The 14,271-nt window shown below is 62.1% G+C and carries 12 protein-coding genes; 7 read left to right on the forward strand and 5 right to left on the reverse strand.

Annotation, left to right across the window (positions count from 1 at the left end; genetic code table 11):
• The first annotated feature begins 126 nt into the window (after positions 1 to 126).
• From EZI54_RS12040 to EZI54_RS12055, 4 genes are all read left to right on the forward strand, one after another.
• Positions 127 to 1,941, forward strand: a complete 1,815-nt coding sequence (locus tag EZI54_RS12040) for a choice-of-anchor D domain-containing protein (protein WP_242674443.1) — start codon at positions 127 to 129, stop codon at positions 1,939 to 1,941.
• Between the two features lie 90 nt (positions 1,942 to 2,031).
• Complete coding sequence (locus EZI54_RS12045; RefSeq protein WP_131482136.1) at positions 2,032 to 2,838, forward strand: DUF6160 family protein; 807 nt, start codon at positions 2,032 to 2,034, stop codon at positions 2,836 to 2,838.
• 366 nt (positions 2,839 to 3,204) lie between these two features.
• On the forward strand, positions 3,205 to 3,963 hold the full coding sequence (locus EZI54_RS12050) for a substrate-binding periplasmic protein (RefSeq protein ID WP_165495741.1): 759 nt from the start codon (positions 3,205 to 3,207) through the stop codon (positions 3,961 to 3,963).
• Between the two features lie 416 nt (positions 3,964 to 4,379).
• Positions 4,380 to 5,270, forward strand: a complete 891-nt coding sequence (locus tag EZI54_RS12055; protein WP_242674444.1) for an NAD-dependent protein deacetylase — start codon at positions 4,380 to 4,382, stop codon at positions 5,268 to 5,270.
• Here EZI54_RS12055 and EZI54_RS12060 read toward each other — a convergent pair.
• The gene (locus EZI54_RS12060; RefSeq protein ID WP_131482139.1) at positions 5,243 to 5,659 is read right to left on the reverse strand and encodes an ATP-binding protein; all 417 of its coding nucleotides are present in this window, start codon (positions 5,657 to 5,659) and stop codon (positions 5,243 to 5,245) included. The two genes, EZI54_RS12055 and EZI54_RS12060, sit on opposite strands and share 28 nt — an antisense overlap.
• Positions 5,660 to 5,775: 116 nt before the next feature.
• A complete protein-coding gene (locus EZI54_RS12065; protein ID WP_131482140.1) occupies positions 5,776 to 6,711 on the reverse strand; it encodes a succinyl-CoA synthetase subunit beta in 936 nt (311 codons plus the stop codon).
• A gap of 427 nt (positions 6,712 to 7,138) precedes the next feature.
• Between EZI54_RS12065 and cfa the strand changes: the two genes are divergently transcribed.
• On the forward strand, positions 7,139 to 8,287 hold the full coding sequence (cfa, locus tag EZI54_RS12070) for a cyclopropane fatty acyl phospholipid synthase (protein WP_207389204.1): 1,149 nt from the start codon (positions 7,139 to 7,141) through the stop codon (positions 8,285 to 8,287).
• Positions 8,288 to 8,298: 11 nt separating this feature from the next.
• Here cfa and EZI54_RS12075 read toward each other — a convergent pair whose 3' ends face one another.
• Complete coding sequence (locus EZI54_RS12075) at positions 8,299 to 9,732, reverse strand: L,D-transpeptidase family protein (protein WP_165495742.1); 1,434 nt, start codon at positions 9,730 to 9,732, stop codon at positions 8,299 to 8,301.
• Positions 9,733 to 10,021: 289 nt separating this feature from the next.
• Here EZI54_RS12075 and EZI54_RS12080 point away from each other — a divergent pair, with 289 nt between their 5' ends.
• On the forward strand, positions 10,022 to 10,753 hold the full coding sequence (locus EZI54_RS12080) for a murein L,D-transpeptidase catalytic domain family protein (protein WP_131482143.1): 732 nt from the start codon (positions 10,022 to 10,024) through the stop codon (positions 10,751 to 10,753).
• Between the two features lie 461 nt (positions 10,754 to 11,214).
• Positions 11,215 to 11,997 carry a 3'(2'),5'-bisphosphate nucleotidase CysQ gene (gene cysQ, locus EZI54_RS12085; RefSeq protein WP_131482144.1) on the forward strand — a complete coding sequence of 261 codons (783 nt, stop codon included), beginning with the start codon at positions 11,215 to 11,217 and terminating at the stop codon, positions 11,995 to 11,997.
• A 174-nt stretch (positions 11,998 to 12,171) separates the two neighbouring features.
• Here cysQ and EZI54_RS12090 read toward each other — a convergent pair whose 3' ends face one another.
• On the reverse strand, positions 12,172 to 12,393 hold the full coding sequence (locus EZI54_RS12090; RefSeq protein ID WP_131482145.1) for a DUF308 domain-containing protein: 222 nt from the start codon (positions 12,391 to 12,393) through the stop codon (positions 12,172 to 12,174).
• 439 nt (positions 12,394 to 12,832) lie between these two features.
• Positions 12,833 to 14,239: a sodium-dependent transporter gene (locus EZI54_RS12095; RefSeq protein WP_131482146.1), complete on the reverse strand. Its 1,407-nt coding sequence runs from the start codon at positions 14,237 to 14,239 to the stop codon at positions 12,833 to 12,835.
• Positions 14,240 to 14,271 lie beyond the last annotated feature (32 nt).

Consider the following 14,271-nt stretch of genomic DNA (forward strand, 5'->3'; position numbering starts at 1 on the left):
CGGGGCCCTGGCAGTTGTCTGTCGTGACGAATGCAGACGACAAGGAGACGCCGCAAGATCGGACCTCATCGATGCAGTCTGCGAGCCCTACAAGAACAGTAAATACGCTCACTTAGAGGACGAATCATGAATTCGACGACTGTACGCAGGAAAACGCGCCTGTTGCCGGCCGCCATTGGCGCTGCGGCACTGATGGCGGCCAGTGGCGCTGCGACCGCCGAGCCCGTATCCCTCACCCTGGAATACACCTGCCCATTCCCGCTGATCGGGGACCAGCCCATCGTGGCCGAGATCTCCTCGGACATTCCCTCCGAGGCGACGGTGGGTGAGGCGATCGGCCCGTTCCAGATCGAGGCCATTACCACCGTCAACGAGACCTCGCGCACCGGCCTGAAGCTGGTGGGTTCTGCCACGATCGAGGGAACGGCCACATCCACCAACATCATCAGTACGGTGACCGGCGACCAGGAAATCGTGGTGCCGCTGACCATTCCGCAGTCGGACATCCCCGACACCAGCGGGTCCTTCACCATTCCGGCCTCCGGCGAAGCCCCGGCCCAGACCTTCACCACCGACCAGGTGGGCGAGGGCACCATCAACGTCGGTGGCCTGGTACTGGAGATGACCGCCCGCACCGCGGACGGCAGCATTGCGCCGGACCCCATCGGTCAGTTCACGGCGGACTGTACCCAGGTGGCCGACCAGGACACGGTCCTGCAGACCTTCCAGGTCGTCAGCGGCGAGACGGATCCGGACCCGGCCATTGCCGTGGCGCCTGAGGAAGTGGACTTCGGCGACGTGCAGTCCGGCCTGACCGGCGAACAATCGGTGACGGTCTCCAACGAAGGCGGGGCGGCCCTGGGTATCAACGGTATTACGCTGGGTGGCGCCAATGCCGATGCCTTCATGCAGACCAATAACTGTACGACGGTCGCACCGGGTGAAAGCTGCAGCGTCGACCTGACCTACTACGCCAGCGGCGAGGGTGACCAGACCGCCACGCTGACGATCCAGTCCGGCGATCCGGATAACCCGACGGTCGAGATTCCGCTGACCGGCACCAGCTACATGCAGGCCCTGCCGGCAATCAGCGTGGAGCCGGCCAGTGTCGACTTCGGCACCATCCAGGTGGGCACCAGCAGCGAGAAGACCGTGACCGTCAACAACACCGGTTCCGCGGTCCTGAACGTAACGGCCATCTCCCTGGGTGGCGCCAATGCCGGCGACTTCATGCAAACCAGCGACTGCGCCACCGTGCCCGCGGACCAGAGCTGCACCGTCACGGTGACGTACACCGCCAATACCGCCGCGGTCAGCTCGGCCACCCTGACCATCGAGTCCGACGACGCCGAGAACCCGGCGGTGGATGTGGCCCTGACCGGTGAAGGTGACGATGGCAGTTCCGGCACCGTCGACTTCCTGCTGGACCTGGAAGGCAGCACGCATATCAAGGCCTCCGACTCCAGCCTGCCGCTGACCGGTAGCATCGACGCGGTACTGAACCTGGCCACCGGCATGTACACCGCCGACCTGAATATCGAACCCACCCAGGGCTCGTTCCGCATCCTCAAGCTGTTCAAACGCCTGAAGGCAACGGCGAACGTCGAGTTTGAGCCGGTCGATGACACCACCGGTACCCTGATCGACGGCACCTTGACCGCCAAGTCCACGCTGTATGTGCACGTGCCCAAGGTCACGGTCAACCTGTTCGGCTTCCAACTGCCGATCGGTGGCGGCGAAGAATGCCGCACCGTCGAGCCGGTCACCATCGACATGCAGACGCCGGACGGCGAAACCTTTGCACCGCTGGACGGTGGCAACCTCACCGGCACCTACGCGCTGCCGCCGCTGGAGCATTGCGGTGGTCTGACCGACATCCTGAACCTGTTCCTGGCAGGGGAAGGCAACACCATCGACCTGGCGCTGACGCCAAACCTGTAAAGCAGCACCGGGCGCCCCGCGGGGCGCCCGGATGCCCGCGGTAGGGGCCAAGAGGGCCCCGATAACAACAAGCAACGAGGGAACATCACGATGAAAAGCCTGAAACCCACAGCCCTGGCGCTGGCTGTATCCGGACTGCCCCTGGCGGCGCAGGCCGAACTGAAGGCGCTCGACGACTCCGCGATGGGTGGCATAACCGGCCAGGCCGGCGTCACCATCGAACTGGAAACCCAGGTCAACATTGGCGAGGTCCGCTATACCGATGAAGGCACGCTGGCGGTCAGCGACGTCTTTATCGGCGGTGCCAACCGCGACGACATGTTCTCGGAACTGGGCTTTGCTATCCCCAACGAGGCCACCGACCTGATCGATAACATCAAGATCAACATCGACGTGCTGGCGGACGGCGATGCGGCGATCGATGTCTTTCCGCTCTACGGTTCTCCGATCGACTTTGCGGTGCGCACCGGCGCCTGGGAACTGCGAGGCGATACCGACAGCACCTTGCTGATGGATAACCTCTCGATCGAGGGTCTTGCCACCGAGATGAAAATCCGCGTGGACACCGCGACCGACAAGCTGAACCTGAAAACCCGCTTCGCCATCGACGACATGGATGTGGACGTCCCCTTCATGGCTGTCGGCATTCGTGACCTGGAGCTGACTGGTGCCGGCTATGACGACTCACCGAACATCGTCACCCTGGGGGCGATTGCTGACATTGACGTCTACAAGGCGCCCAACGGGGCCGGGAACGACAGTCTGGCGGTGGATCTCAACACCTTCGATGCGGACATGAACATCGGTGGCGTGCTGGTGGGGGGAACCTCCATCGGCTCGGTGGCGTTTGACGACCTGTCGATACAGAACACGCAGATGCGGATTTACGGTCACTGACCACCAGGGCACCAACAGGCCTGATCCCCTGGTGCTGTCGGCCAGGGGATTTTTTTTGGGGAGACGCCGTGCGCACTGGGGTAGCGGCAATACCCGATGCGGGCAACGCCTCAGAGGGTTTCTGGAATTCCGACGACCTCTTCAACATGATGAACTATTATTAATGGTGAGTGAGAACCCAGGGACGGCCACCCATTTTCCGGCACAGGCCAGACGGGAGGTTGGCCTGGCGTCCCCAGACCAGGGAGCCGCGCATGCTCGCGAATCGCACTGAGAGTCAAAGGCGACCCCGCGGTATCCGGCGGCTCCCCGGAGGTTTCTGGTTTGAGTGCGTTTCCCTGTCGCATTCTGGCTTGCGTGTTTTTTTTGCAAATCGCCCTCTGCGGGGCCGCCAGGGCTGAGCCGGTCGATCACACCGCGGAAGGCCCGGTTCTCGTGGCGGCGCTGGCCGAAGTGGATTACCCGCCTTTCTACTACACCCGGGAAGGTCACCTGACCGGTATTTCCGTCGATGTGATCAACTACCTGGCGGACAAACTGAACCTGCGCATCGTCTACCAGCGCTTGTCCTGGCCGCGGGTCCTGCAATCCCTGGAGCGTGGCCATGTCGACCTGGTGACCACCTTCTACTACACACCGGAACGGGCCCGGGATGTGATCTACGTTCAGGAGCCCCACGCCACGGAAGTCAACGCCTTTTTCACGCGTATGGATTCCAAGCTGACGTTCGACGGCGACCTCCATGAGCTGGAAGGACACATGATCGGGGTTATCCGCGGCTATACCTATGGCCTGGCCTTCGACGATGCGGATTTCCTGCACAAGGATCCCGTGCTGGATGAACGGACGCTGGTGCGGATGGTGGTGGGAGGGCGTTTTAACGTCGCCATAGGCAACCCCTTTGCCATCCGGCTCGAGGCCAGGCGCCAGGGTGTTGAGGACCAGATTCGCCTTATTGATCCACCGGTGGATCTCAGTCCGATCTACATGGCCATCAGCCGCCAATACCCGGATGCCAGGGCGCTGGCCGATGCCTTCACGGACACCATACGCAGGCTGAAGGCTTCCCCCTACTATGACGAGCTGCTCAGGCGCTATGACCTGGATGAACGGGCAGAGGAGTGATGCCGGCACCCATGAGCGTGCCGGCACCGTTCAGGGTCAGTCGACGCGGGCAGCGGTCCTGTTCGGCCATGGGAAACTCCTCGGGAGCGGGAGGAATTTAACGCGCCAGATAATGGTCTGCCAAATAGAGGTACCGCGAAACTCTCAACCCTTGGCGACGGCAGCCCGTGTCTCTAAAGTGGAAGCATCGAAAGAGAGTGCTGTAAACGTTTCAGGAGTGTAGGTTGGGCTGACGCAGGAAGCCCAACAATAAGGGGGCACCGGACGTCTCCGTTATCGCATATAGGATTGGACCATGAATTCTCAAAAACCGGCTGGTTAGAGAAGATTGGCCGCAAACCCTGTGTGTTGGGCTTCCTGCGTCAGCCCAAACTACGCGTCGCTCGCAACGTCCTCGAATGTATTGGAGCTCATCTATGACCACCGACCCTGCCCTCGAAGTCAATGAACTCTCCCGGCAGGCGGGCGAGCAGCTGTCGGCTTTTATCCAGCATCATCCCAATCTGTTGATCCTCACCGGTGCCGGCGTCAGCACCGATTCGGGCATTCCCGACTACCGTGACGGGAAGGGCGCCTGGAAACGCAAGCAGCCGGTTCAGCACCAGTCGTTCATGACGCAGGATGAGGTGCGCCGGCGCTACTGGGGACGTAGCCTGATCGGCTGGCCGGTGATCCGTAACGCCCGGCCCAACCCGGCCCACTTCCTGGTGGCCGAGTTTGAACGGCGGGCCCACACCCGCCTGGTGGTCACCCAGAACGTGGATCGCCTGCACCAGCGGGCCGGCAGCCGGTCGGTGCTCGACCTGCATGGCCGGGCCGACGAGGTCATCTGCATGGACTGCGGGTATCGCTGCAACCGGGACGAGGTGCACGAGCGCTGCAGCGACATGAACCCGGACTATCGGCATTTCACGGCAACGACCGCGCCGGACGGGGATGCCGACCTGGAGGTGGATTTCAGCGACTTCCGGGTCGCCGATTGCCCCCGCTGCGGCGGTATCCTGAAGCCGGACGTGGTGTTTTTCGGGGACTTCGTGCCCAAGCAGCGGGTGACACAGGCTTTGGATGTGTTGCGCGAGAGTGATGGCCTGCTGGTGATTGGCTCATCGCTGATGGTGTATTCCGGGTTCCGCTTTTGCCGCTATGCCCGGGAGTGGGGCAAGCCCATGGCGACGCTGAACCTGGGGCGCACCCGGGCGGATGATATCTCGACCCTCAAGCTCGACGCCCGGATTGGCGAGACGCTCCAGGCTGCGCTGGCGCACCTGCCCGTTCCCGCTTACGGGCCCGGCACCGGATCGAAATAGCGGGTCAGCTCCAGGATATTGTGCTCCTTCGTACGTCGGTAACGTTGCTCATCGGTTAACTGGCGGACGAGCGGCGATCCGGTGCGGGCGGATGGGGCGCCGCATTTCGGGTAAGCATCCGTTAACGGGTCGAAAGGGCGGCCATCGTCGATGAACCGGAGCTGTACCCGGCCTGGATCGAGCTCCAGTTCAAGGTGCAGGTGAAGGGTTTGATGCCGGGTCTTCCCGACGTGGAAGATATCCACCGCCACGCACCCCAGCACCTCCTTCAGATCAGCCGCTGCCGCTTCCGGTGCGCCCGCTTCGGCGAAGTGACCGCCCAGCCAGCGCAGCGCATGGGGCAGGTCCGTAGCGTCCATCAGTTGCAGACTGAGGGTTGTGGTCGTCATGAGTCGCTGCCTGTCCGTGCAGTGAGCCGGTTATCAACGTCTTCCTTTGGGGCATGCGGCAGATGTCTGTTTCCCACCAGTGTAGAGGATGTCCGCCAAACCGGCAGGTAGCCTTCCTAATCCAGGGCCAGGCGGACGATAAAGATACTGCGGGGCTGTTTGATGTGGGTGGTGAAGATCACCAGCCGGCGGATTTCGTCCATATCCATGGTGCGGCTCTTGGGTGCGTTCCTGATGTCGGACATCGGTATCTGGAAACGGTTCAGGCCGGGTTTGACATGCAGTCGCCGGTTGAAGCGGTCGCTGTAGACGCCATGGCCGCGGTCATGGACGATGTCGTTGACCCGGATGGTCATATCCAGCGGCGTGTCGTCCGGGTTGAACAGGACCACTTCCAGCGAGTCGTAACCGCGCCAGTCTTCCGGCAGGTTGTCCAGTGAGGCGCCCGAATAGAGGTTGATACCCAGCAGGTCCATGCGCAGGCTGTGGTGGAAGCCATCCACATCGCTGGCGTGCTCCTGGGTCCGGTGGACGCGGCCCCGCCAGTAATGCAGCGGGTGGGGATCGTCGAAGTTGTACAGCGTCGGTAACTGGTTGGCGATCCGATACTGCTGTTCCGCCACCGCGGCGACGGTCTGGAGTTCCAGCAGCAGCAACACCGCCGCCGTCAGGCGCAGTGTCCAGTTGAGGACCCGGCGCCAGCGGATCGCCGGTGGACGATAGCCCCAGGCCAGTACCAGCCAGGTACCGATCAGGTTGCGGAAGATGTCGTGCCAGTCGCTATCCCGTCCGACGTTGCCCTGGATCAGCTCAATAATGACGCCCACTCCGGTGACGAACGCCGTGCAGGCAAGCCACAGCCAGGCTCCGCTGAGCCACCGGCGCGGGCGCACGGCCAAGGTAAACAGCGTGAAGAAAAGGATATGCCCGAGATTCCAGGCCGCTTTGAACAGCGGGCCGGATGACCAGTCGGGGCCCCCCACGAAGAAAAACGGCAGGAGGATGAGTGCGGCAATGGACGCCGGCCAGTTGTATTGGGAGCGGGCTAACATGGAATGCGATCGTACTGTAAAGCGAGGCATGCTGTCCCGCATCTGACTAAACTTTAAGGCACCACGGATCAACGCCTGGGCGGTTCCCGGCGTTCAGGCGATTATCCGGGGCTCTTCGCGGCAGGATCAAGGCGTGGCCGGGCTTGATCCGGATGATTCCGTGCCGTTGCGGCGGCGCCACGTCTCCTGTAGTGGTTAGGAGGCTACCTTGTTGGTGGGGCTGTCAGCGAAACGAAACGGGGTTCGGGCAATCTAACAATCAGGCGGTCTATGCTTCGTCTGTGGTTGTCATAGACACAAGCTGGGTTAACGGTAAAAACAATCTAATTCAAAATCACAATAGCTGGAAGTTATTTTCAAGGGGGTATTCAGACCAGTCGCCCGTTACAGAACCGGGCCACGGCAGTAGGAGCTACGCGTTATGGATATGGCTACCAAGTCAAAGTCGCCGTACCTGTCCGAGAACAAGTCTGTCCATCGCCTGATGGAGGACCTGATGGCGCGGGCGGGTGTCGAGATTGGGGGAGAGCGTCCCTGGGACATGCAGTTGAAGGCACCGGGCGTCCCCGAGCGGATTTTTGCTGGCGGCAGCCTCGGTCTCGGCGAAAGCTACATGGACGGAGAGTGGGACGTCGAACAGCTCGACGAGTTTTTCCACCGGATCATTCGCGCCCGCCTGGAAGAGAAAGTCCGTCCCTCCACCGTTCTGTGGCAAGCCATCAAGAGCCGGCTGGTCAATCGCCAGACCCAGCGCCGGGCACACCAGGTGGGCGAACAGCACTACGACCTGGGTAACGATTTCTACGAGGCGATGCTGGATCGTCGCATGACCTACACCTGTGGCTACTGGAAAAACGCGACCACCCTTGATGAAGCCCAGGAAGCCAAGCTCGATCTCATCTGCCGCAAGCTCCAGCTGGAACCCGGTATGCGCGTCCTGGACATTGGCTGCGGGTGGGGCAGTTTCATGGCCTATGCTGCTGAGCATTACGGGGTGGAGTGTGTCGGTGTCACCATCTCCCGGGAACAGGTGCACTGGGCCCGGGAACACTACCCCGACCTGCCGCTGGAATTCCGCATGCAGGATTACCGGGAAGTCGACGAAACGTTCGACCGGGTGGCCAGCGTCGGCATGTTCGAGCACGTTGGCGACAAGAACTACCGCACCTTCATGGAAGTGGCGCACCGCTGCCTGAAGGATGGTGGGCTGTTCCTGCTGCATACCATCGGCAAGAACGAGCGCAAACCCTATTCGGATCCCTGGATCGACCGCTACATCTTCCCCAACGGTGAGCTGCCGTCCGTCGGCCAGATCGGCGATGCGGTGGATAACCTGTTCGTGGTGGAGGATCTGCACAACTTCGGGCCCGATTACGACCGCACCCTGCTGGCCTGGTACGCCAATTTCGAGGCTGCCTGGCCGCAGTTTGCCGACCGACTGGGTGAGCGTTTCTACCGCATGTGGCGCTATTACCTGCTGTCCTGTGCCGGCATTTTCCGGGCCCGGGACATCCAGCTCTGGCAGTGGGTGCTGTCCAAGGGCGGAACGGACGACGTCTTCCCCCGTTACAGTTAGCCAGGGGCCCCCTAATCGTCCAGAAGCGCCAGCAGGGGCCGATCACTGCCGTACACATCCGGACGGTAGGTGATCTGTCCGCTGGCGTCGGCTTCCGCCGTCCAGTAGGCCATCAGGATATACACCCCGTGGGGCAGGGGAACGTTATGGGATTCGCCGGAGGCCAGCGCGTTGTCGAACTCGCGTTGGCGTTCGGGACTGGCATCCCGGAACAGCAGCCGGGTGAGCGTCATGGCTCCCTGGACCCGCACGCAGCCGGAGCTGTAGAAACGGTTGGGCGAGCTGAAGAGCCCGGCGGCCGGTGTGTCGTGGAGGTAAACGGCGTAGGGGTTGGAAAAACGGATCGCCACCCGACCCAGCGCGTTGCCGGGGCCCGGATCCTGGCGAAACGTCAGTCCCTGTGGGTGATTCCAGTCCACTTCGCTCTGTTGCCGTTCCTCGCCGGAGCGGTCAAGGATGCGGATGTTGCGGTCACGGAGGTAATCCGGGTCGCGCCGGATGGCGGGCAGGGCGTCCTTCAGGAAAATGCTGCGGGGCATGGTCCAGTGCGGATTGACCGTGACGTGGGTGATCACTGACTTCAGCTCCGGGGTGGCCCGTTTGGGGCGCCCGACCTGGGCCTTGCCCGACCAGACCCGCTCGCCGTCTTCATAGAATTCGATCCGCGCGGCGGCGATATCGACTAACACCAGCGTTTTCTCCATGTCCCGCGACAGCCAGCGCAGCCGCTCCAGGTTGGCCCGGATCTGCTGCAGGCGTTGCTGCGGGCTGACGTTGAGCTGTTGCAGGGTTCGCCGGCCAACCTTGCCGTCGACCGCCAGACTGTGACGTTGCTGGAAGTGGCGGACGGCCAGTGACAGCCCATCATCGAAGGACCGGCTCATGACATCGGGCCGCGGGGGAAGGGGCAGGTAGCCCTGGGCCTGGAGCCGCTGGCGTACCCGTGCCACACGATCCCCGTAGTCGCCGGTTGCCAGTGTCGGTCCATCCGGTATCCCTACCCAGTGGTCCGGCAGGGTGGTTCGGGCCCGGGCATACCCCTTGCGCAGGTTCCGGTAGCGATCCGTATGGGGCCGCGCGTCGGCGAAGGCGCGATCCATGTCATCCAGGCCGGCGATCGCCTGGTCCACCAGTGGTCCGGGATCGTCCACCGAGGACACGTTGGCCGAGCGCCAGATGGGCGGGGCCTCCTGATGGAACGCCTTACCGTAGCGCAGATCGGACAGGGCCCGCAGATAGGCGTCGGTTGCCAGACGCCTGTCGCAGTCGGGCAGCTGTCCCCAGGTCGTCAGGTGAGCCAGCGCCTCCTGCAGTTCCGCAAGCCAGTAGTCGGAGGGTGCCAGACCATCGTCCGTGAGGGATTGCAGATGCTGGATGAGCCCCCTCAGGTGTGCCGGTTCGGACCAGGGTGACGAGTGACCGGTTTGCGTCGCGAAACGCGCCATGGCCTCCCTATGGAAGTCCGACGTGTCCGGCAGCGCCTCGCATCGATCGGGATTAAGGCGATGTAATGCTTGGGCCTGTGCCGCAAAAAGAGCGAGGCAGAAAGCAGTTACAACGTAACCGGCCAGTGTCCATACGTTCCTGAGTGTACGAATTTTGTGCAACTGGATTCTCATCTCAGAAATCCTTGGATAAAATGCGTCATCCTTTCGGGGCACCGCATCGCTTCAGCTCCGGAAGCCGCCACTGGCAAAGTCCATGCGGATTCGAACGCACCCGAGGGAGAGAATCATGATCGACAGACGCTTGCAACGCGTTCTGGCAGTCGTTTTGGGCGTACTGTTTTCACAGCTTCTGGCACTACAAAGCCATGCAGCGGCCTTCGACAAGGCGCTGTACAACAAACTCAGCAAGGCCGCTCCCAATCTGAGCCATAAGGTGCTGCAACAGGCGCTACAGGCTTCCGAGTGTGCCGTCAGCCACGGGATTCGCTCGCCGAAGCGTCTGGCCGTGATCGATTTCTCCCTGCCTTCCTCCGAAAAACGTCTCTGGCTGTTGGACCTGGAAACCGGGGCATTGGTTCTGCGCGGACTGGTCGCTCACGGCAAGAATTCCGGAATGACCGAGGCCACGGCGTTCTCCAACGTCGAGGGCAGCTTCCAGTCCAGCATCGGCCTGTTTCAGGCCGGTGAAACCTACCGTGGCCGGCATGGCTACGCGCTGCGCCTGGACGGTCTGGAAAAAGGCGTCAACGACCTGGCCCGGCAACGGGCCATCGTGATCCACGGCGCGGAATACGTGGCCCAGTCCTGGGTCCAGCGCTACGGCCGCATCGGCCGCAGCCACGGCTGCCCGGCCGTGAGCAACAAGGTGATCCGCCAGGTCGTGGACAATCTCAAGGGCGGCCAGTTGGTCTTCACCTACTATCCCGACCAGGAGTGGCTGCAATCCTCCAGTTTCCTGCACTGCGGCTCCACGCGTATGGCCGGTGCCGACGACCGGGGCGACGATAGCAACATCTGATGGGCAAGGCGGCGGGCCGTGCCTTTGGCCCGCTCCCGACTGCGTCCGTCCTCCTAATTCCCTTTGCCCGATTTCCTGAAATCCTCCCGCCTGGATCATCGGGGCCATTTGTCGGTCTCTCCCTCAAACCATAGTCAATACGAGCGGAGTCTGGCCATGGTTGCAGTGCCTGCCGTTCGTGGAATCCGGTCAGTTCCGGTCGTGACGCATTGAAAAGGATGGCCATGAACGCGTCGGGAAGCAAAGATCGAGGAGACCGGCGAAAAGAAGATCCGGGTCCGTTGCACGCTGACGGCCGCCGGCAGGATCTGCGTCGAGAGCGATGTGCTGGCGGTGCGGGTGCCGGCTAGCTGGTTCGAGTGCCCCGGGTTTCCTCATGCCGACTCGCGTCGCAGTTGCAATCGGGTTCCGTTAGACTTGGCCCCTGATCGAATACAATTGCCCGTCAGAAAAGGACACCCATGGCTTCGAACTCTTCATTACTTCCGGAGGTGGTCCGGATTGCCGAGGCGGCCAGCGCCAGGGTACTCGAAATTTACGAGACCGATTTTTCCGTCGATCACAAGGCCGACAAGTCGCCGATCACCGAAGCGGATATGGCCTCCCACCACATCATCGTCGAGGGCCTGCGAGCCCTGACGCCGGACATTCCCATTCTTTCGGAAGAATCCGCCAATGCCCCCTGGGACGAGCGCCGTTACTGGACGCGCTTCTGGCTGGTTGATCCAATCGATGGGACCAAGGATTTCGTCAATCGCAGCGGTGAGTTCACCGTCAATATTGCCCTGGTCGAGCAGGGCGAGCCGGTAATGGGCGTGGTGACAGCTCCGGCGCTGGGCGAGGTTTACTGGGGCCTGAAAGGCGAGGGTGCCTGGAAGCGCGACCGGGCAGGCAAGACGCTCAGGCTCAGCGTCGTCGAACCGCCGGCCAGCAAGCGGGTGGTGGCCAGCAAGAACCACCTGAACGACGAAACCCGGACCTTCATTGAAGCGCTGGGCGAGCACTGTCTGGTCCAGGCCGGCAGCTCCCTGAAGTTCTGCCGCATCGCGGAGGGCGAAGCTGATATCTATCCCCGCCTCGGCCCGACCTGCGAATGGGATACCGGAGCAGCACAAGCCGTACTCGAAGCCGCCGGAGGCAAGGTGCGCAAGCTGGATGATTCGCCCATGGAGTATGGCAAGGAAGACGTGCTCAACCCTTACTTCGTGGCGTCCGGCAGTTGGTATGAGCCGGGCGGCGCTTGAATAGCCGGCCCGGTGAGGAATTGCCCTTCGCGGGACAGGGTAGGGGGAGACGCGGCGGGGACTCAATCCACGGATCCCACTTGCCTTGCTGTATGAATCCGTTGCCGGCCATCACCGCCGCCGGAGCGCTTTCCTGGGCGGGTATCAGACCCGCTCCTGCCACCTCTCGGTCCCCTAGGGACGATGTTGCTCCTTACGGCCGATGATATAGAACACCAGCGCACCCAAGCCGACCAGGATCATAACCCAACCAACGTTTTCGGCCATGTCGGTGTTTTCGGCACCGGGTGCCATCAGGGCCACGATGCCGACGATGATGCTGAACACCGCACTTAGGAAGAGGACAATCAGACTTTTGCGGGGCTCTTCGGTGACGACTTTCTTGGGATTATCCATACTTACCTCCACTCGCTTCCGGCGAACGCGGCGCCCGATGCAAAATCATTCGAGCACCGGGCCTTTGGCCATGGGCGACTCGCCCTTTGGCCTGCTCGCGAACGGCGGCTTCTGATAGTCATTGTTGTAGCGCAGAGTCCAGGATCAAGGGCTTTCGCTTTACAACTTCTGTAGACACTTTACGCCGTTCGCCGGGGGCTGTGGGCCAGGATGACGTAACCGAAATGTTGTTACCGGACTGCAGGCTTCAACGTGTGTAGGGATATCTGACGGAAACAGAAGCGCTTAACCGGCGATGCATGCCGGTAGCGGCCAAGCGAGGGTGGAGAAATGGACACGAATGTCGATTCACACCGGTCTCCGACATCGGTCGACACGGATTCTTGCTGGGGAAGTGAGGGGGAATGGCCGGGCCCCGAAGGAACCCGGCCGGACTGGATTACACCAGGTTGTAGATAAACACGATCGCAACCGCCACCGGTGTCAGGAAGCGGATGGTGTTGTACCAGAGATTGAAGCCGGCTGCTGGCAGGTTCAGCTCGTTCTCCAGTGCCTGACGGGACATGAACCAGCCAGTGAACACGGCCACCAGCAGGCCACCCAGCGGCAGCAGGATGTTGGCCGTCAGGAAGTCCAGCAGGTCGAAGATGGTCTTGCCTTCGAACATGGCGAACATACCCAGCGGATGGATATCCGACCACAGGTTCAGGGACAGGATGGAGGCAATGCCCAGCGCCCAGCAGGCAATACCGGCGCCCAGGGTGCTGACGATACGGTTCATGCCTTTCTGCTCTTCCAGCCACTCCACCAGGGGCTCCAGCAGGGAGATGCCCGAGGTCCAGGCGGCAAAGATCAACAGGATGAAGAACAGCGTGCCGAAGAAACTGCCCATGGGCATCTGACCGAACGCGAACGGCAGGGTCTGGAAGATCAGGCCCGGCCCGGCTCCCGGCTCGAGGCCGTTGGCAAAGACGATCGGGAAGATGGCGAGACCGGCCAGCAGGGCGACGACGGTGTCGATGATGGACACGGTGATGGACGTCCTGGCAATCGAAACGCCCTTGGGCAGGTAGGAACCGTAGGCCATCATGACCGCCATGCCCAGGCTCAGGGTGAAGAAGGCGTGGCCGAGGGCAATCAGGACGCCCTTGGTGGTCAGCTTGGAAAAGTCAGGCTCGAACAGGAACGCCACAGCATCGCTGAAATGGCCGGAGGTCATGGCGTAGCCCACTACTACCAGCAACAGCACGAACAGCGCCGGCATCAGGATACTGACCGCCTTTTCCAGGCCGGCGCTGACGCCGCGTGCGACAACCACCATGACCAGCGCCATAAAGACGGTGTGCCATAGCAGAAGGGTTCCCGGATCGCCCACCAGGCCCGAGAAGATCGCCCCAATGGCGTCCGCGTCCTTGCCCGCAAGTTGGCCGGTGGCCGCGGTGCCCACATAGGACACGGCCCAGCCGCCGATGACGGAGTAGAACGACAGGATCAGGAAGGCCGCCAGCACGCCGACGGCGCCGACAATGGGCCAGGCCCGGGAGAGGCCATCGAGCCTGGTGATCTGGCGCAGGCTGTTGACCGGGCTGTGTTCGCCACGGCGGCCGATCATGACTTCCGCCATCATGATGGGAATGCCGATCGCCGCAATACAGACCAGGTAAACCAGAACGAAGGCACCGCCGCCGTTCTCACCGGTGATGTAGGGGAATTTCCAGATGTTTCCGAGGCCGACCGCGGACCCCGTCGCGGCCAGGATGAAGGCCAGACGTGACGACCAGTGGCCGCGATTCTTTGTGCTTGCTCCCATGACGCCCTCTGCGCTGCCGGAAGGAGTGGTAGACATAAGCATAGTCTCCTGCGAATGCATTGTTGTTG

The sequence above is a fragment of the Marinobacter halodurans genome (assembly GCF_004327985.1).
Classification (GTDB): domain Bacteria; phylum Pseudomonadota; class Gammaproteobacteria; order Pseudomonadales; family Oleiphilaceae; genus Marinobacter_A; species Marinobacter_A halodurans.